At 57.8% G+C, this 16,222-nt stretch carries 20 protein-coding genes and 1 pseudogene; 10 read left to right on the top strand and 11 right to left on the bottom strand.

Going from position 1 to position 16,222, the window contains the following annotated elements:
• Positions 1 to 9: 9 nt before the first annotated feature.
• The 3 genes and pseudogenes from imm2 to ACJ8J5_RS18825 all read left to right on the top strand — a co-directional run bounded on the left by imm2 (position 10) and on the right by ACJ8J5_RS18825 (position 1,307).
• A complete protein-coding gene (gene imm2 / locus ACJ8J5_RS18835) occupies positions 10 to 375 on the top strand; it encodes an Imm2 family immunity protein (protein ID WP_164098041.1) in 366 nt (121 codons plus the stop codon).
• 146 nt (positions 376 to 521) lie between these two features.
• Positions 522 to 755: pseudogene (locus ACJ8J5_RS18830) on the top strand (DUF637 domain-containing protein); the annotation flags it as partial.
• Between the two features lie 285 nt (positions 756 to 1,040).
• Positions 1,041 to 1,307 (top strand): hypothetical protein, encoded by a 267-nt coding sequence (locus ACJ8J5_RS18825; protein ID WP_060434423.1) that lies wholly within the window; start codon positions 1,041 to 1,043, stop codon positions 1,305 to 1,307.
• Positions 1,308 to 1,427: 120 nt separating this feature from the next.
• On the opposite strand, the gene ACJ8J5_RS18820 is transcribed toward ACJ8J5_RS18825, so the two are convergent.
• The 4 genes from ACJ8J5_RS18820 to purM all read right to left on the bottom strand — a co-directional run bounded on the left by ACJ8J5_RS18820 (position 1,428) and on the right by purM (position 4,180).
• Positions 1,428 to 1,643, bottom strand: coding sequence for a hypothetical protein (locus ACJ8J5_RS18820; RefSeq protein ID WP_043140451.1), 216 nt, complete (start codon positions 1,641 to 1,643; stop codon positions 1,428 to 1,430).
• Between the two features lie 196 nt (positions 1,644 to 1,839).
• Positions 1,840 to 2,391, bottom strand: coding sequence for a spermidine N1-acetyltransferase (gene speG / locus ACJ8J5_RS18815; protein ID WP_004941631.1), 552 nt, complete (start codon positions 2,389 to 2,391; stop codon positions 1,840 to 1,842).
• 113 nt (positions 2,392 to 2,504) lie between these two features.
• Positions 2,505 to 3,143: a phosphoribosylglycinamide formyltransferase gene (gene purN, locus ACJ8J5_RS18810; RefSeq protein WP_025303844.1), complete on the bottom strand. Its 639-nt coding sequence runs from the start codon at positions 3,141 to 3,143 to the stop codon at positions 2,505 to 2,507.
• Positions 3,143 to 4,180, bottom strand: a complete 1,038-nt coding sequence (purM, locus tag ACJ8J5_RS18805) for a phosphoribosylformylglycinamidine cyclo-ligase (protein ID WP_167324509.1) — start codon at positions 4,178 to 4,180, stop codon at positions 3,143 to 3,145. The genes purN and purM overlap by 1 nt, the downstream gene beginning before the upstream one ends.
• A gap of 255 nt (positions 4,181 to 4,435) precedes the next feature.
• Between purM and upp the strand changes: the two genes are divergently transcribed.
• Both upp and uraA read left to right on the top strand, forming a co-directional pair.
• Positions 4,436 to 5,062: a uracil phosphoribosyltransferase gene (gene upp, locus ACJ8J5_RS18800; RefSeq protein WP_004941642.1), complete on the top strand. Its 627-nt coding sequence runs from the start codon at positions 4,436 to 4,438 to the stop codon at positions 5,060 to 5,062.
• 76 nt (positions 5,063 to 5,138) lie between these two features.
• The gene (gene uraA, locus ACJ8J5_RS18795; RefSeq protein WP_016926727.1) at positions 5,139 to 6,428 is read left to right on the top strand and encodes a uracil permease; all 1,290 of its coding nucleotides are present in this window, start codon (positions 5,139 to 5,141) and stop codon (positions 6,426 to 6,428) included.
• A gap of 47 nt (positions 6,429 to 6,475) precedes the next feature.
• On the opposite strand, the gene ACJ8J5_RS18790 is transcribed toward uraA, so the two are convergent.
• Both ACJ8J5_RS18790 and ACJ8J5_RS18785 read right to left on the bottom strand, forming a co-directional pair.
• A complete protein-coding gene (locus tag ACJ8J5_RS18790) occupies positions 6,476 to 6,724 on the bottom strand; it encodes a GlsB/YeaQ/YmgE family stress response membrane protein (protein ID WP_016926728.1) in 249 nt (82 codons plus the stop codon).
• Between the two features lie 33 nt (positions 6,725 to 6,757).
• The gene (locus tag ACJ8J5_RS18785) at positions 6,758 to 7,273 is read right to left on the bottom strand and encodes a hypothetical protein (protein ID WP_016926729.1); all 516 of its coding nucleotides are present in this window, start codon (positions 7,271 to 7,273) and stop codon (positions 6,758 to 6,760) included.
• 272 nt (positions 7,274 to 7,545) lie between these two features.
• On the opposite strand from ACJ8J5_RS18785, the gene hda reads away from it, so the two are divergent.
• The gene (hda, locus tag ACJ8J5_RS18780) at positions 7,546 to 8,247 is read left to right on the top strand and encodes a DnaA inactivator Hda (protein WP_025159568.1); all 702 of its coding nucleotides are present in this window, start codon (positions 7,546 to 7,548) and stop codon (positions 8,245 to 8,247) included.
• A gap of 48 nt (positions 8,248 to 8,295) precedes the next feature.
• On the opposite strand, the gene arsC is transcribed toward hda, so the two are convergent.
• Positions 8,296 to 8,649, bottom strand: coding sequence for an arsenate reductase (glutaredoxin) (gene arsC / locus ACJ8J5_RS18775; protein ID WP_060434430.1), 354 nt, complete (start codon positions 8,647 to 8,649; stop codon positions 8,296 to 8,298).
• 20 nt (positions 8,650 to 8,669) lie between these two features.
• Positions 8,670 to 10,139 carry a beta-barrel assembly-enhancing protease gene (locus tag ACJ8J5_RS18770; RefSeq protein ID WP_025303839.1) on the bottom strand — a complete coding sequence of 490 codons (1,470 nt, stop codon included), beginning with the start codon at positions 10,137 to 10,139 and terminating at the stop codon, positions 8,670 to 8,672.
• Positions 10,140 to 10,479: 340 nt separating this feature from the next.
• Here ACJ8J5_RS18770 and ACJ8J5_RS18765 point away from each other — a divergent pair, with 340 nt between their 5' ends.
• Entirely contained in the window at positions 10,480 to 11,019 is a 540-nt protein-coding gene (locus tag ACJ8J5_RS18765) for an RrF2 family transcriptional regulator (RefSeq protein ID WP_025303838.1), read from the top strand.
• A 160-nt stretch (positions 11,020 to 11,179) separates the two neighbouring features.
• Complete coding sequence (locus ACJ8J5_RS18760) at positions 11,180 to 12,388, top strand: NAD(P)/FAD-dependent oxidoreductase (RefSeq protein WP_414104901.1); 1,209 nt, start codon at positions 11,180 to 11,182, stop codon at positions 12,386 to 12,388.
• A 36-nt stretch (positions 12,389 to 12,424) separates the two neighbouring features.
• Here ACJ8J5_RS18760 and ACJ8J5_RS18755 read toward each other — a convergent pair whose 3' ends face one another.
• Positions 12,425 to 12,886, bottom strand: a complete 462-nt coding sequence (locus ACJ8J5_RS18755; RefSeq protein WP_060434434.1) for an Lrp/AsnC family transcriptional regulator — start codon at positions 12,884 to 12,886, stop codon at positions 12,425 to 12,427.
• A gap of 194 nt (positions 12,887 to 13,080) precedes the next feature.
• On the opposite strand from ACJ8J5_RS18755, the gene ACJ8J5_RS18750 reads away from it, so the two are divergent.
• The gene (locus ACJ8J5_RS18750) at positions 13,081 to 13,698 is read left to right on the top strand and encodes a LysE family translocator (protein ID WP_004941674.1); all 618 of its coding nucleotides are present in this window, start codon (positions 13,081 to 13,083) and stop codon (positions 13,696 to 13,698) included.
• 36 nt (positions 13,699 to 13,734) lie between these two features.
• Here the strand turns inward: ACJ8J5_RS18750 and ACJ8J5_RS18745 are convergent, their stop codons facing one another.
• Positions 13,735 to 14,163: a TOBE domain-containing protein gene (locus tag ACJ8J5_RS18745; RefSeq protein WP_173888276.1), complete on the bottom strand. Its 429-nt coding sequence runs from the start codon at positions 14,161 to 14,163 to the stop codon at positions 13,735 to 13,737.
• A 113-nt stretch (positions 14,164 to 14,276) separates the two neighbouring features.
• On the bottom strand, positions 14,277 to 14,729 hold the full coding sequence (locus ACJ8J5_RS18740) for a GNAT family N-acetyltransferase (RefSeq protein ID WP_060434440.1): 453 nt from the start codon (positions 14,727 to 14,729) through the stop codon (positions 14,277 to 14,279).
• 390 nt (positions 14,730 to 15,119) lie between these two features.
• On the opposite strand from ACJ8J5_RS18740, the gene ACJ8J5_RS18735 reads away from it, so the two are divergent.
• Positions 15,120 to 16,202 carry a YncE family protein gene (locus tag ACJ8J5_RS18735; protein WP_342122567.1) on the top strand — a complete coding sequence of 361 codons (1,083 nt, stop codon included), beginning with the start codon at positions 15,120 to 15,122 and terminating at the stop codon, positions 16,200 to 16,202.
• Positions 16,203 to 16,222: the final 20 nt, after the last annotated feature.

Genomic DNA, 16,222 nt, shown 5'->3' with positions numbered 1-16,222 from the left:
ATGAATGTGATGAGTTATGATGAAATAAGGAGTAGCTTTGCCTATTCAAGTTACGCTTATTGCAGAAATATACTTAACCTACTGAAACGTGATGGTAATCATTCTGTTTGTGCTACATCTGATCAGGCGTTTGCGTATGAGTCATTAGAAGGTTCGTTTGAAGAACCAATAGAATGCCTCATGCTTGAGCTAGTGACGCTCATCTTTATGGCTGGTAGATGTAGTGATCAAACAGTAAAGTTCCACACAGATATCATATTAAAAATATTATCGGAAAATGATTTATTCGAAATGCTTAAGGATGTAACTGAAGATGAAAAAAACGAAATTTTAAACGATCTTCGATTGCTTGGCTTGATCGATAAGCCTGAATAAAAGGATGCTCGTGTGGATTGATGTGTTTTGTCTATCGTCTGGATCCATGACAGCGGCTATGAAGATTGGATCTAACCCACACACAGAAACGGCTCTTCGGAGCCGTTTTCTCTTGATGTTGTATCCCATATAAACGCCGATAGGTCGCGGCGGGCAAACCGCTTAACCCGAACAACGTCAAACTGCCGCAGCTGAGCAACGGCGGCTGGAGCAAGGTGGCGCAGCGGGTGGCCGGGCAATCGGTCATCAGCTCCAGCCTGAATACCGCCATCAATGGCGGCAGCTTCAAAGACAACTTGACCAATGCGCTGCTGGCGAACATCGGCAGCCAGGTTCAGGCCGAGGGCGCCAACCTGATTGGGGATAACGGTCAGGTTCTCGATAAAAACAGTTGATGGACATCAATATGCACGTATAGGTGATCGTCTTTACTCTCAACATGCCGTTGACCGAATGTAAGCAACAAGCTTAGGCTCTTCGGCAGGAACCATTGGACCTGGAAAAACCGTTTCGTCCAATATAGTTGAGTATGTAATTAAAATAGGTGTTACTGAAACAAGCATATCTAATGATATTCAAAGGACAATTTATCGGGCTGGTGACATTGGTGTGGTTACTGAAAACCATGGTAACATAATAATCACAATCCTTCGCAGGAGTGAAAAATGAGTGGGTGGATTTATCCCGATGTAATTAAAAAGCTTAGTTTTTCCTGTGTGGCCTTTTTAGAAGGAAAACTACCTGTGGCTGAAATTCAATCAGAAATAAATAACGCAGGTGACAGTATTGTAGCGATAGAGGAAAAATGGTTACGACAGATGCTACTTGATGCGGAAAGCGACATTGAGCTTTTAATCTTCACTATTGACAATGAAAAATTGACAGCAGCTGTCAAACCTATCGTGCAGAATATTATCAAGGCAATAAGTTAGGACATGGATTAACCCCCTATTTCCGCAACATGCTATGCATCATAAAATAGGCACCTGATACCGTTTATGAAGGCTGTTGACCCACGTATGGAAACGGCTCTTCGGAGCCGTTTTCTGTTTTTAACGTCCCCGCCCCGAAACCCGCAACACTACCCCCACCAGCAGCAACGCAGCTCCCGAGGCATAGAGCGGGAACCAACGCGTCCACCAGAGTGAGGAAAACAGCGGGGTGCTATTGGGATCTGCGGAGGCGTAGCCGCTATAGGTATTCAGGCCGGCGGCGATGGCGAGCATCGCCAGGCCGATAAAAAGCAGCAGGTTTGAGACGGTTGTCATGGCATTTTTCCTTTGTAGAGGCAGAGGGTAATTCTTACTATTAATTATTGTTCGATTAATTATCTCGGGAAATATTATTTATTTTCGTATTCATCAGGCTATTTCCTGACGATAAAATAATATGCCTTAATACTAGCCGCTTATTTCCCAATAAAAAACCCGCCTGGGCGGGTTTTCTCTTTTTTCTCGCAAATTGTCACTTCACCAGCGGCTTATCATTGGGCGTTTTGAACTTCGCCAAGTATTGCGGCTGGAAGATGCACATGCGCAGCACGGTGCGGTATTCGCCGTTGACGAAGAACTCGTCGATCAGTTCGCCTTCCACGTTGAAGCCCAGCTTGCTGTAGATGTGGATCGCCTTCGGGTTCTCCTTATCGACGATCAGGTACAGCTTGTACAGGTTCAGCACCGAGAAACCGTAGTCCATCGCCAGACGGGCGGCGGTGCTGGCGTAGCCTTTGCCCTGGTGGGCAGGATCGATGATGATCTGGAACTCAGCGCGGCGGTGGATGTGATCGATCTCCACCAGCTCTACCAGGCCGACCTTGGCGCCTTCGTGCTCGATGATAAAGCGGCGCTCGCTCTGATCGTGGATGTGTTTGTCGTAGAGATCGGAAAGCTCGACAAAGGCTTCGTAGGGTTCTTCAAACCAATAGCGCATGACGCTGGCGTTGTTGTCCATCTGGTGGACGAACGACAGATCGTCCCGTTCCAATGGGCGTAACCTGACGCTGGCAGTGCTGGACATGTGGGCTCCTCTGTGCCGTGAAATTGTGCAAAGTATAACTTCACAGAATGGATGAAGGCGAAAAAAAACGGCGCCGCGTGGGCGCCGTTTAGGCAAGGTTCAGGCTGCGCGCATCAGTCGGCGGCGTGACCCTGCTCAGGCAGGCGTTCGCCGTCCAGCCAGGCGGCGCCATCGCGCATCGCCAGGCGACCGTCGACGAACCAGCTCACCACCAGCGGATAGATCGTGTGTTCCTGGGTTTGCACCCGTTCAACCACGTCATCCTCTCCGTCGTCAGCGAAAATCGGCACCTTGGCCTGTAAAATCACCGGGCCGCCGTCGAGCTGTTCGGTCACGAAGTGCACCGAGGTGCCGTGTTCGCTGTCGCCGTTGTCGATGGCCTGACGGTGGGTATGCAGACCCGGGTATTTCGGCAGCAGGGAAGGGTGGATGTTCAGCATGCGGCCGGCATAACGCTGCACGAACTGCGGGCTGAGGATGCGCATGTAGCCGGCCAGCACCACCAGATCGGGCTGGTGCTGGTCGATGGCGTCCGCCAACGCGGCGTCGAACGCCGTGCGATCGGCGTAGGCCTTGGCATCCAGCGCCTGGGCGGCGATGCCCGCCGCTTCGGCGCGTTGCAGGCCATAAGCCTGCGCCTTGTTGCTGAACACCGCCACGATTTCGGCGGCGATGCGGCCTTGCTGGCAGGCGTCAATCAGCGCCTGGAGATTGCTCCCCTGGCCGGAGACCAACACCACGATCTTTTTCATCAGTTGATGACCACTTGTTGTTCGTCGGAAGAGGCGGTCAGTTTACCGATTTTCCACGCTTTTTCACCTGCCGCGGTCAGCAGCGCGATGGCCGCTTCCACTTCGGCTTCCGGCAGGGCGATGACCATGCCTACGCCGCAGTTGAAGGTGCGGTACATTTCATGACGGCTGACGTTGCCGGCCTGCTGCAGCCAGGTGAACACTGCCGGCCACTGCCAGCTGGTTTCGTCGATCACCGCCTGCATGCCTTCCGGCAGCACGCGCGGAATGTTTTCCCAAAAGCCGCCGCCGGTGAGGTGAGCGATGGCGTGTACGTCCGCCTTCTCGATCAGCTCCAGCACGGACTTCACGTAAATTTTGGTCGGCGCCAGCAGGTGGTCGGCCAGCGGCTTGCCTTCCAGCTGAGTGGCGGTCGGATCGGTGTTGCTCACTTCCAGGATTTTGCGCACCAGCGAGTAGCCGTTGGAGTGTGGGCCGGAAGCGCCCAGGGCAATCAGCGCGTCGCCGGACTGCACTTTGCTGCCGTCGATGATCTCGGATTTTTCGACCACGCCGACGCAGAAACCGGCCACGTCGTAGTCTTCGCCGTGGTACATGCCCGGCATTTCAGCGGTTTCGCCGCCCACCAGCGCACAGCCAGACTGTTTGCAGCCCTCGGCGATGCCGGTGATCACGCTGGCCGCGGTGTCCACGTCCAGCTTGCCGGTCGCGTAGTAGTCGAGGAAGAACAGTGGCTCGGCGCCCTGAACCACCAGATCGTTGACGCACATCGCCACCAGATCGATGCCGATGGTGTCGTGGCGTTTCAGATCCATCGCCAGACGCAGCTTGGTGCCCACGCCGTCGGTACCGGAAACCAGCACCGGCTCGCGGTATTTCTGCGGCAACGCACACAGGGCGCCAAACCCGCCCAGACCGCCCATCACTTCCGGGCGACGGGTCTGTTTAACTACACCTTTGATGCGATCTACCAATGCGTTGCCTGCATCGATATCGACACCTGCGTCTTTATAGCTGAGAGAGGTTTTGTCGGTCACTGCGCGATTCCCCACGACGATTTGCGGTTTGAAAACTGTGCTTCCGATGTTGATTCCGGAATAAGGCGCGGCAATTCTAACAGCGCAGGCAAACGTTTGCGAGCGGCTTGTGAACCGGCTCCGCTTTTTCGTCATCTATACTGATATTCAAACTTTTGTTGATCCCGATCGGGCTATTGTGGGTGGCGCGGCGAAAAAAAGGAGGTATAATCCCGCGATTTTTTTGGCCGCAACCACCTTAATAGGAGAAAAATGATGAAGATCGTTGAGGTGAAACACCCGCTGGTAAAACACAAGCTTGGCCTGATGCGTGAAAATGACATCAGCACCAAACGCTTCCGTGAGCTGGCCTCAGAAGTGGGTAGTTTACTGACCTATGAAGCGACCGCCGATCTGGAGACGGAAAAAGTCACCATCGAAGGCTGGTGCGGGCCAGTTGAAGTGGATCAGATCAAAGGGAAAAAGATTACCGTAGTGCCAATCCTGCGCGCAGGTCTGGGCATGATGGAAGGGGTGCTGGAGCACGTGCCGAGCGCGCGCATTAGCGTGGTGGGCGTATACCGCGACGAAGAAACCCTGGAGCCGGTGCCGTACTTCCAGAAGCTGGTTTCCAACATCGAAGAGCGCATGGCGTTGGTCGTCGACCCGATGCTGGCCACCGGCGGTTCGATGATCGCCACTATCGATCTGCTGAAGAAAGCCGGCTGCCACAGCATCAAGGTGCTGGTCCTGGTCGCAGCGCCGGAAGGCATCGCCGCGCTGGAGAAAGCGCATCCGGACGTTGAGCTGTACACCGCCTCCATCGATCAGTGTCTGAACGACAAGGGCTACATCGTGCCTGGCCTGGGCGATGCGGGCGACAAGATATTTGGTACTAAGTAAACATTTGAGCCGACTTAACGAGTCGGCTTTTTTTTGACTAAAACCTATAAAACCAATAAACCGAGGAAAAGCACACATGACCCGTCGCGCCATCGGCGTCAGCGAGCGCCCGCCGCTGCTCCAGACCATTCCGCTCAGCTTCCAGCACCTGTTCGCCATGTTCGGCGCCACCGTGCTGGTGCCTATCCTGTTCAAGATCAACCCGGCGACCGTGCTGTTGTTCAACGGCATCGGCACGCTGCTGTATCTGTTCATCTGTAAAGGCAAGATCCCGGCCTACCTCGGCTCCAGCTTCGCGTTTATCTCGCCGGTGCTGCTGCTGTTGCCGCTCGGTTACGAAGTGGCGTTGGGCGGTTTCATCATGTGCGGCGTGCTGTTCTGCCTGGTGGCGCTGATCGTGAAAAAGGCCGGCACCGGCTGGCTGGACGTGATGTTCCCGCCGGCGGCGATGGGGGCGATCGTCGCCGTCATCGGGCTGGAGCTGGCGGGCGTAGCGGCCAACATGGCGGGGCTGCTGCCGGCGGAAGGCACCAGCGCCGACTCGACCACCATCACCATTTCGCTGGTGACGCTGGCGGTCACGGTGCTCGGTTCAGTGCTGTTCCGCGGCTTCCTGGCGATTATCCCGATCCTGATCGGCGTGCTGGTGGGCTATGCGCTGTCGTTCTTCATGGGCGTGGTGGATTTGACCCCGATCCGCGAGGCGCACTGGTTCGCGCTGCCGACCTTCTACACCCCGCGCTTTGAGTGGTTCGCCATCTTCACCATTCTGCCGGCGGCGCTGGTGGTGATCGCCGAGCACGTCGGCCACCTGGTGGTGACCGCCAACATCGTGAAAAAAGACCTGATCCGCGATCCGGGCCTGCACCGCTCGATGTTCGCAAACGGCATCTCGACGGTGTTCTCCGGCTTCTTCGGCTCCACGCCGAACACCACCTATGGCGAGAACATCGGCGTGATGGCCATCACCAAGGTCTACAGCACCTGGGTGATCGGCGGCGCGGCGGTGCTGGCGATCCTGTTGTCCTGCATCGGTAAGCTGGCGGCGGCGATCCAGGCGGTGCCGGTGCCGGTGATGGGCGGCGTTTCCCTGCTGCTGTACGGTGTGATCGGCGCTTCGGGCATTCGCGTGCTGATCGAGTCCAAAGTGGATTACAACAAAGCGCAAAACCTGATTTTAACCTCGGTGATCCTGATCATCGGCGTGAGCGGCGCCAAGGTGCACATCGGCGCGGCGGAGCTGAAAGGCATGGCGCTGGCGACCATCGTGGGGATCGGCCTGAGCCTGCTGTTCAAGGTCATCAGCTTGTTCCGCAAGGAAGAAGAGGTGCTTGACGCGCCGGACGAATCGGCGGAGCAGAAGTAACGAAAAGGGCAGCCCAGGGGCTGCCCTTTTGACTTATGGCATTCGCCTTAGCTGCGAATTTTGCGGTACACGAACAGCACCACGATGGCGCCGATAACCGCCACCACGAAGCTGCCGAAGTTGAAGCCGTCAACCTTGCCGTAGCCGAAGAAGGTGCTGATATAGCCGCCGACCACGGCGCCGATGATCCCCAGCACGACGGTCAGAATAAAGCCGCCGCCGTCTTTGCCGGGCATGATCCACTTAGCCAAAATACCGGCGATCAGGCCGAAGATAATCCAGGAAATAATCCCCATTTACTGCTCCTTTCTTTGGTGGCTGAGAATAGCTTACTGCTGGGTGGCCGGCTGAGTATTGCCGTTCACCGCCGCATCGGTCTCTTGTTTCAACTCTTGCGCTTTGTTTTCGGCGCTGTTCTTGATGGCTTCGGTCTTCGCCTTGGCCTGCTCGGTCAGATCGTTGGCGCCGTTGATGGCGTCGTTTTTGATGGCCTTGGCCTGATCCACCAACTGCTGGCTCTGTTTACCTGCGTCGTCTTTGATCGCGGCGGCTTTGGCCTTGGCGTCGTTGGTGATGGCGTCCGCCTGCTTGGCGGCGTCTTCTTTAATCGCCGAAGCTTTGTCTTTCAGCTGATCCGCCTGAGTGGCGGCCTCTTTTTTGATTTCATCCGCCGTCGCTTTCGCTTTGTCCGTCAGATCGTCCGCTTTTTTCTGGGCGGCGTCTTTCATCTGCTCGGCGCTGTCTTTGGCTTTATCCAGGTTGGCGTCAACCTTGGACGAGTCATCACAGCCGGCAACCAACAACCCGATAAAGGAGGCCAACAGCACTTTATTCCATACTTTCATCGTCTATATCCTTGCAGAAACCTTGTTGATGGTGATTGCATTTAGCCTACCTATACTAGGTCAGATTTTACTTAAATTACAAATTTAACCTGCGCAGGCATGGAGTTAGGGAATGATATCGGATAATTCTTGCCTCGACGGGTGCCGCAGCCGATCAAGCGGCGCTTAGGCATTGTTCACTATTGCGGCATAAGATCCTGCCGGTTCAACAGCGCCCGTTTTCTGTGTTAAACTGCCCACGTTTTTCTGCCAGTTTTGGTTGAGGTGCTTCTCTGAATACGCCGGCACAGCTTTCACTGCCACTTTATCTTCCCGATGATGAAACTTTCGCCAGTTTTTATCCGGGCGAGAACCCATCCCTATTAGCCGCGATCCAATCCGCCGTCCGTCAGGAACATGGCAGCTATATCTATTTCTGGTCGCGTGAAGGCGGCGGGCGCAGCCATCTGCTGCATGCGGCCTGCGCCGAGCTTTCGCAGAAAGGCGAAGCGGTGGGCTATGTGCCGCTCGACAAGCGCGCTTACTTCGTGCCTGAAGTGTTGGACGGCATGGAGCAGCTGGCGCTGGTCTGCATCGACAATATCGAATGCATCGCCGGCGACGAAGAGTGGGAGATGGCGATCTTCAACCTCTACAACCGCATCCTGGAAACCGGCCGCACCCGGTTGTTCATCACCGGGGATCGCCCGCCGCGTCAGCTGAACCTGCGTTTGCCGGATCTGGCTTCGCGCCTGGACTGGGGGCAGATCTACAAGCTGCAGCCGCTGTCGGACGAAGAGAAACTGCTGGCGCTGCAGCTGCGCGGCAAACTGCGCGGCTTCGAGCTGCCGGAAGACGTGGGCCGCTTCCTGTTGAAACGGCTGGATCGCGAGATGCGCACGCTGTTTATGACTCTCGATCAGCTCGATCGCGCCTCGATCACCGCCCAGCGCAAGCTGACCATCCCGTTCGTTAAAGAGATCCTGGGGCTGTAATAGCCTGAGTAAAAGAAAGGGCGCGACAGTCCGCGCCCGAATTCGAATCTATAAAATCTCCAGCACCTGCTCCGGCGGCCGGCCGATGCGCGCCTTGCTGCCTTTCACCACGATCGGGCGTTCGATCAGTTTCGGGTTCGCCGTCATCGCCGCCAGCAGCTGCTCTTCGCTCAAGCTGTCGTCCGCCAGCTTCAATTCCTTGTACAGATCTTCTTTCTTGCGCATCAGATCGCGCGCCGATGTGAAGCCCAGTTCTTTCAACAGTTTTTTCAGCTCATCGGCCGACGGGGGCGTTTCAAGATACAGCACCACCTTGGGCTCGACACCGTGCTGCTCCAGCAGCGCCAGGGTTTCACGGCTCTTGGAGCAGCGCGGGTTGTGGTAAATCGTGACGTTTTTCATGGCGTTCATTCCTTGTTGAATCAGCTGCGCTGGTATTGGCGGAAGCGCTGTTGCAGTTGGCGCAGCTGGTCGATGCGCGCATCGTAGCGCGCCTGTTTCAGGCTGCCGAGTTTTTGCAGCGAACTGGCATTGCTGAGCAGGCCGATAGCCTGATCGAGCCGGCCGTTCAGCGCCAGGCTTTCGGCACGGGCCGACAGCTCTTCATCGCGCAGCCCTTGTGCGGCGCTGGCCTGCGCCAGCAGATCCCAGCCGTTCGGATCGTCCGGATGGGCAAAGGTGTAGCGGTTCAGGATCTTCGACGCCTGCGCCGGCTGGTTGCCTTCGACATAGGCGTTGGCCAGGTTGAGCTGCAGCACCGGATTGTTGCTTTGGGCGGCGTTGGCCGCCTGCAGGCGGGCGATGGCCTGCGGCGCGCGTTTCTGGCCGAGATCGATGTCGGTCATCAGGTCGATCAGCCAGACGTTTTTCGCATCCTGCGCCAGCATCGGTTGAATGATATTGCGCGCGTCGTCGTATTTTTTCGCTTCATAGAACAGGATGGCGCGGCCGTATTTGGCGGCCGCCTGTTCGCGCACGTTGCCCTTGCTGAGCGAGCCGAGCAGTTCTTCGTTCAGGCCATAGCCTTCCGAACTGTACATGCCCAGTGCGCGCACTTTGGCCATCAGGTAATCCTGCGAGGACTGCACGATGTGTTTCGGCATCTGGTTGGCGCGGTTGCGTGCGTCGGAGAGGCGGCTGTCCGGCAACGGGTGCGTTAGCAGCATTTCCGGCGGTTTGGAGGCGTAGCGCGACTGATCCGAGAGTTTCTGCAGGAAGTCGGGCATCGCTTCCGGATCGAAACCGGCGCGCTGCAGCACCTGAATGCCGATGCGATCGGCTTCCTGTTCGTTCGATTGGGTAAAGCTGATCATGCCTTGCTGGGTGCCGGCCATGGTGCCGCTCAGCGCCGCCATGCCCATGGTCGGGTTGGCCATCGCCAGCAGGATGGAACCAAGCGCGCCCACCCAGGTCAACGGGGCGTTGCGCTGCTGATCTTCCATGGCGCGCGCCAGGTGGCGCTGGGTGACGTGCGAGATTTCGTGCGCTAGCACCGAAGCCAGCTGGCTTTCGTTGTCGCTGACGCGGAACAGGGCGGAATGCAGCACCACGTTGCCGCCGAAGAAGGCGAAGGCGTTGATTTCGTCGTTGCGCACCAGATAGAAATGGAACGGCGTGCGCACCGAATAGGCGCTGGCCACCAGCCGGTTGCCCAACTGATTGATGTATTGGATTAGCAGCGGATCGTTGATCAGCGGGGCGCTGGCGCGCAGTTGGCGCACGTAAAAATCGCCCATCGCCAGTTCTTGTCCGATGCTCAGGGTGCCGCCGGCGGAGGTGCCCATATCCGGCAACTGGTCCTGGCTTTCCGCCTGTGCTGGCGCCAGGGCGGTGGCGTTCAGCGTGCCGAGCAGCAGCACCGCTAACGCGGTTTTGGTCAACCGGTTGGTCATAGTCAGGCGTTTCCCTTAAATAATCATTTCTAAGACGTCAGCAGCAGACAAGAGTTCTTTATTCCCACGGCGCAATCCGCGTGAAAGTGCGGCGGCTCACAAACCGCGGCGGCGGTGCCCATCACATCATAGTCAGCCGTTGGCAACAAGGAAACGTTAGCCGGGCGCGAATCGGGCAAAAAAGTTTTATTTTTCATTTCGAAGGGCGTTTTCTGCGTCGCCGGTGGCCTGCATTGTCAATAAAACGCGGACAAAGTTGATCCGTGTTTTATTGACAAGATAAACGCAGACTCATATAGTCTGCGTTATTGAAGGTTCATTGACGGTTGAAAACGGACATATGGCGTACATCACAACCAGCGTTGAATATGGCATCCACTGCCTGCTGTGGCTGGTCGGCGATAACCAGCGGGCGCTCAGCAGCCGCGAACTCGCCGAGCTGCAAGGGATCTCACCCAGCTTTCTGGCCAAGATTTTCCCCAAGCTGGAAAAGGCGGGGATCGTCGCCGCCAGCGAAGGGGTGCGCGGCGGCTACCGGCTGGCCCGCCCGGCGGACGAGATCAGCTTTCTGGCGATCATCGACGCTATCGAGGGGCACAAGCCGCTGTTCGATTGCCAGGAGGTGCGCGGGCGCTGCGCGGTGTTCGATGACTCCCCGCCGGATTGGGCGGTCTCCGGCAAATGCGCTATCCATGCGGTGATGCTGCAGGCGGAGAAGGCGATGCGCGATGCGCTGGCGGCGCAGACTCTCGGCGCCGTCGCCGCCCGTTTTGGCCGCAAAGCGCCGCAAGGCTTCTTCGGCGAGGTCAACCTCTGGCTCGACGAGCGCATGACGGAACGCACCGCGCGCAGCGGCAAAACGGCGCGCGCCAAGACCTAACCACCGCCTTTCCTTAAAACGAAACACACTTTTTCCCGCCTCTTCGGAAGGGGCGGGCGGGCCTTCTGCACCCTGTTACGGGAGCGGGACGGCATCGTTCATCCGAAAAAACTGCGGGCAGCCTTGTCGCCCGGTTAACCCTGTATGAAGGAGTCATCCCATGACGCAGAAAATAGTGATTGCCGGTTCCGGTTTTGCCGGTTTTTGGGCCGCCGTGTCCGCCATGCGCGCCATTACCCTTGCCGGTAAGCATGACGATATCGAGGTGCTCATGGTTTCACCGACGCCAACCGTCACCATCCGGCCACGCCTGTACGAAGCCGTGTTGGAAAACATGAACCCGGACATTTCCGCGCAGCTCGCCGCCGTCGGTGTGCGCCACCTGGCCGGGATGGTAGAGCGTATCGATGCCGCTGCCAAAACGCTCACGGTGGCGCAGGCGACGGGGGAACCCCTTGAATTGGTGTACGACCGCTTGGTGTGGGCCACCGGCAGTCGGCTGTCCGTGCCTGCGGTGCCGGGCTTTGCCGAATACGGTTTCAACGTCGATACGTTGGAAAGCGCGCAGCGTCTGGATGCCCATATTAAAGCGCTGGTGGCCAAACCGTCGACGCCGGCGCGCAACACCGCCTTGGTGGTGGGGGCGGGGCTGACCGGCCTGGAGAGCGCGGCGGAGATGCCGCAACGGCTGCGCGATGCGCTGGGCAAAGACGAGAACGTGCGCGTGGTGATCGTCGATACCGCGCCGGAAGTGGGTGCCGGGATGGGGGCGGAGCCGGGGGCGGTGATACGCCAGGCATTGGCGGAGTGTGGCGTGGAAGCGCGGGCCGGCCTGCGCGTCTCGGCTATCGACGCTGAGGGAGTGATGCTGTCGAACGGTGAGCGCATCGCCGCCAACACGGTGATCCTGGCGGCGGGCGTGCGGGCGCACCCGCTGACCGAACAGATCCCCGGCGAGCGCGACGGCAGCGGCCGGGTGATCGGCGACGCCTTCCTGCGCGCGCCGGCGGCGGCGGGCATTTTCGTGACCGGCGATACGGTGAAGGCGGCGACCGACGATCTCGGTAACCACAACCTGATGACCTGCCAGCATGCGCTGAGCCTTGGGCGCGTGGCCGGCCACAATGCGGCGGCGGAACTGACGGGCTTGCCGATGCACCCTTACAGCCAGCCGAAGTATGTAACCTGTCTGGATCTGGGCCCCTGGGGCGCGCTGTATACCGAAGGCTGGGAGCGCCAGGTGCGCTTTACCCGTGAGGAAGGCAAAAAGATTAAGCAGGAGATCAACACGCAGTGGATTTACCCACCGGCGGCGGATCGCGAGGCGCTGTTTGCCGTCGCCAATCCGGATTTCGTGATTGTGCCTTAAAGAAAAGAGAAAACGGGAGCGGCAACGCTCCCGTCGTCATTGGCCCAGCGGCAGGAACGAGCGCTCCGGCACCACGGTTTTCATCACCAGCGTGGAGCTCAGGCGCTGCACGCCCGGCAGAGCGGAGAGCTTCTCGTCGTAAAGCTGCTGGAAGGCGGGCAGATCGCGGGCGATCACGTGCAGCAGATAGTCGGGATCGCCAAACAGCCGCTGTGCCTGCACCACCTGCGGAATGTCCACCATGGCGTTTTCGAAGGTTTCAACGGCGCGGCGATCGCCTTCGCGCATGGTGACGAACACCAGGGCGGAAAAGTTATAGCCCAGGCTGCCGGGGTCGAGCTGGGCGCGGTAACCCCTGATCACCCCGGACTCCTCTAATGCGCGCACCCGGCGGTGGCAGGGGGATACGCTTAATCCGATCCGCTCGGCCAGCTCGGTCACCGACAAACGGCCGTCAACCTGCAGTTCAGCAAGAATCTTGCGATCAATCTTATCCATTTGGAAAAATTTCCCCACTTATGCCGGTTTCAGGCAAGTAATTGAAAGCACATTTTAACGCCTTGAGGATATTCTTGCCATCTGTTGAACGGTTTTGACGGCCAGCACGGCAGGCGGAGGCCGTTCTTCTTCCAAGAGGAAAACGCAATGGTTCTTTGTTCGGAATGGCGCGGCGCGTTTGAGCGGGCGCCGGCATGACGCTCGCTCTGTTCGCCGCTTTTTGGGCGGTGTCGATTTTATTGGTGATCACGCCGGGTATGGATTGGGCCTATGTGATCTCGGCGGGCATTCGCGGCCGGGTGGTGGTGCCCGCCGTCGCCGGCTTGCTGTTCGGCCATCTGCTGATGATTGCGATTGTGGTGGCGGGCGTCGGCGCGCTGCTGGTCGGCAACCCGCTGGCGCTGACGGCGCTCACCCTGTTGGGGGCGGCTTATCTGTTGTGGATCGGTTTCAACATGCTGCTGCACCCGCCAGTGCCCGGCGCCGGTGAAGATCAGCGTTCCGATTCCTGGCTGCGCTGGGCCGGCAAGGGCGTGTGCGTCAGCGGCTTGAACCCCAAGGTGTTTCTGCTGTTTCTGGCGCTGCTGCCGCAGTTTACCGACGCCCGAGCCGAATGGTCGGTGCCGATGCAGATGCTGGCGTTGGGCGTCGTGCATTTGATCAGCTGCGGCCTGGTGTATCTGCTGGTGGGATTCGGTTCGCAGTCGGTGCTGCGCACGCGCCCGCAGGCTGCGAAGGTGGTGGGGCGCATCTCCGGCGCGGCGATGATCGTCATCGCCCTCGGGCTGCTGGCCGAGCAGGCGCTGAAATAGCGGCTCGAAAGGCCCGCTGGCGCGGGCCAGGCGGTATCAGGCTCTGACGGCGAGCAGCACCGATGAGGCTTTGATCAGGGCAATGGCGCGCGAACCGTTCTTCAGCGCCATCTCCTGCAGGCTTTCATTGGTGATCACCGACGTCAGCACAAAACCGGCATCCGCTTTGAGGTGTACGGTGCTGTTGACTGCGCCGTGCTCAACCGCAGTCACTTCCCCGGCAAACTGGTTGCGGGCGGAAAAACGCAAACCGCAATCCTCTGTCGCCAGGATCACCCACGGCGCTTTAATCAGCGCGACGGCCTCTTTGCCGACGCTTAACCCCAGCGACTGTTGGCTTTGTACCGTGACGATGGCCACCAGTTTTTCACCGCCCTGCAATGCGATCTCCACTTCGTCATTGACGGCGCCTTTGGCGACGGCGGACACGGTACCGGTGAATTGGTTACGGGCTGAAACGGGCATAGACTCTCCTTGAAAGGGGCAAACGGTAAAATTTTTCGCCAGCATGCACCCTAACCGCCGCGATTGCCAATACCGCGGGGAAAGAGTGTGAGCAGAGCGAGCTTACTTAAAAATTAACGCCGATAGATGTCCGGCCGGGCGATCTGCCAAACAAAATCGGGTCGGTTGATGGCGCTATACCCCACTTTTTCATAGAGCCAGGGGGCGGTGCTGGTGACCAGCATGACTCGCCGCAGCGTCGCCATCAACGGATGGGCCTGGCAACATTCCGCCAGCCACAAACCCAGTCCGCTTTTTTGATGCGTCTCCAACACGTACACGTCGCACAGATAGCCGAAAGTGGCGTAATCGGTGACCAGCCGGGCGAAACCGATTTGTCTGGTGCCGTGATACAAACCGAAGCACAGGCTGTGGGTGAGGGACTGGCGAACGGTCTCCTTATCAATGCCCTCCGCCCACGACGAACGGGTCAGAAATGCATGGATGGCATCGAGATCCAGCAGGGCGGGCTCGGTGCTGACGAGATAGTCCGCACGCCGCCACTCCCGTGGGGCAGGGGTTGTCATGAGGGGGCTTCTCCTGTTGTCTGCTTGTTTGCTGTTAAGTGTCTGTACGCAGGGTGAGGCAGTCTCTCGACGGTGTAAGGCGAGAGAATCATGCCCGCACCGCGATCGATAGCTGACGTATTGGCTTTGATAATACGAGATACCGCCATGACTTTTAGAGAGCGAAGGAAAATAATTACGCTTGATTGCGTAAATAATAATGAGTATGTTTCTCATTCTCTTTGTTGTTCGCGGGCGCATGAAGGAGTTATTAGCCTGCATTAGCGTGATAGTTGATTCACAGGGAAACACTGAGACGCGCGGTGGCGCTCATTTCTCGTTATGAGAAAGCTCAAAACTAAACTGCAGAGCCCCCGTTAACGCCGTTTTAAATGGTCAAGGATTTCCCCGATGAAAATGAAAATCTCTGTGCTCGCCCTGCTGACGGGTATGGCGCTAAGCGGCTGCGCGCCGCACCAAACCACTTCCTCTTCCCCTGCCGTGCAACCTCTCGCGCCAGCGGCGCAATCCGACAGCGTCGTCAAACGCCAACTGGCTTATGGTTTGTATGAAATGGCGCTGACGCCAGGGGGAGATGCGCTGTACGTCGCCAGCGCCGAAAGTTTTAAAGATGTGCAGGGCGGCGTGGTCTATAAGTTGGACGCCAATACTCTGAAAACCCTTGGCACAACGCATACCGATCTGAAAAATTTCGCCATGCAGGCCTCTGCGGATGGGAAAACCCTTTACGTCAGCAATTCGCTGGATGGCGGTATCAGCGCAATCGGCGCCGCCGATGGTAAGGTGAAAGGGCGTTTGCTGTTCAGCGAGCGCAATGAGAAAGGGTTACCGTATGGTGCGCGCCAAATTCTGGCTCACAACAACACGCTGTATGTGGGGGCGGTCGCCGATCCGGCGCAAATTTGGGTGGTTGACGCCGAATCGCTCAAGCTGAAAACGCGCATTAAAAATACCGGCAAATGGATGACCGGCCTGCATTACTCCGAACAGACCCAACGCGTGTATGCCGCCAATGGCAGCGGCGAGATCCTGGTGATCAACCCGCGTTCCAATCGCATCGAAAAACGCTGGAAACCGTTGGGAGACCAACCCGCACTGCTGCTCAATATGGCGGAGGACGAGGCTACCGGCCGTTTGTTCGTCACTGACAACTCCAAGGCGAAGACCACGCTGGTCTTGGATATTCACACCGGGAAGTTATTGAAGCGGCTTGATGTGGGCGACTCTTTGGCTGTCGTTTTCAATTCACGGCGCAACGAAATTTATATCTCGCAGCGTGAATCCGGCAATGTACTGAGCCTGGATGCGACGACCTATGCGGTGAAACAGCGCTGGGCGCTGCCGCCGAATCCAAACAGCTTGCTGTTGTCGGCAGACGGTCAGACATTGTTCGTTACTGTCAAACAACCGTTTAACAAAGATCATTCCACTCAGGGGCCGGACAGCGTGGTTCGCATCGCATTGAATAAATAAGCCCTATCGGCCCGGCAAAG

It is taken from the genome of Serratia sp. CY43202 (assembly GCF_052168755.1).
Classification (GTDB): Bacteria; Pseudomonadota; Gammaproteobacteria; order Enterobacterales; family Enterobacteriaceae; genus Serratia; species Serratia bockelmannii.
Note: the sequence above shows the minus strand (reverse complement) of the source record. Positions and strands in the feature narration are given on the sequence as shown.

Bases quoted from the DNA above. Each gene is read 5' to 3' on its own strand.
- ACJ8J5_RS18750 (WP_004941674.1), top strand. From the start codon at position 13,081: ATGACGCTCGCTCTGTTCGCCGCTTTTTGGGCGGTGTCGATTTTATTG.
- ACJ8J5_RS18790 (WP_016926728.1), bottom strand. From the start codon at position 6,724: ATGGGGATTATTTCCTGGATTATCTTCGGCCTGATCGCCGGTATTTTG.
- ACJ8J5_RS18735 (WP_342122567.1), top strand. From the start codon at position 15,120: ATGAAAATGAAAATCTCTGTGCTCGCCCTGCTGACGGGTATGGCGCTA.
- ACJ8J5_RS18745 (WP_173888276.1), bottom strand. From the start codon at position 14,163: ATGCCCGTTTCAGCCCGTAACCAATTCACCGGTACCGTGTCCGCCGTC.
- ACJ8J5_RS18755 (WP_060434434.1), bottom strand. From the start codon at position 12,886: ATGGATAAGATTGATCGCAAGATTCTTGCTGAACTGCAGGTTGACGGC.
- imm2 (WP_164098041.1), top strand. From the start codon at position 10: ATGAGTTATGATGAAATAAGGAGTAGCTTTGCCTATTCAAGTTACGCT.
- ACJ8J5_RS18770 (WP_025303839.1), bottom strand. From the start codon at position 10,139: ATGACCAACCGGTTGACCAAAACCGCGTTAGCGGTGCTGCTGCTCGGC.
- speG (WP_004941631.1), bottom strand. From the start codon at position 2,391: ATGTCCAGCACTGCCAGCGTCAGGTTACGCCCATTGGAACGGGACGAT.
- purN (WP_025303844.1), bottom strand. From the start codon at position 3,143: ATGAAAAAGATCGTGGTGTTGGTCTCCGGCCAGGGGAGCAATCTCCAG.
- uraA (WP_016926727.1), top strand. From the start codon at position 5,139: ATGACCCGTCGCGCCATCGGCGTCAGCGAGCGCCCGCCGCTGCTCCAG.
- ACJ8J5_RS18760 (WP_414104901.1), top strand. From the start codon at position 11,180: ATGACGCAGAAAATAGTGATTGCCGGTTCCGGTTTTGCCGGTTTTTGG.
- ACJ8J5_RS18740 (WP_060434440.1), bottom strand. From the start codon at position 14,729: ATGACAACCCCTGCCCCACGGGAGTGGCGGCGTGCGGACTATCTCGTC.
- ACJ8J5_RS18785 (WP_016926729.1), bottom strand. From the start codon at position 7,273: ATGAAAGTATGGAATAAAGTGCTGTTGGCCTCCTTTATCGGGTTGTTG.
- ACJ8J5_RS18820 (WP_043140451.1), bottom strand. From the start codon at position 1,643: ATGACAACCGTCTCAAACCTGCTGCTTTTTATCGGCCTGGCGATGCTC.
- ACJ8J5_RS18765 (WP_025303838.1), top strand. From the start codon at position 10,480: ATGGCGTACATCACAACCAGCGTTGAATATGGCATCCACTGCCTGCTG.
- arsC (WP_060434430.1), bottom strand. From the start codon at position 8,649: ATGAAAAACGTCACGATTTACCACAACCCGCGCTGCTCCAAGAGCCGT.
- upp (WP_004941642.1), top strand. From the start codon at position 4,436: ATGAAGATCGTTGAGGTGAAACACCCGCTGGTAAAACACAAGCTTGGC.
- ACJ8J5_RS18825 (WP_060434423.1), top strand. From the start codon at position 1,041: ATGAGTGGGTGGATTTATCCCGATGTAATTAAAAAGCTTAGTTTTTCC.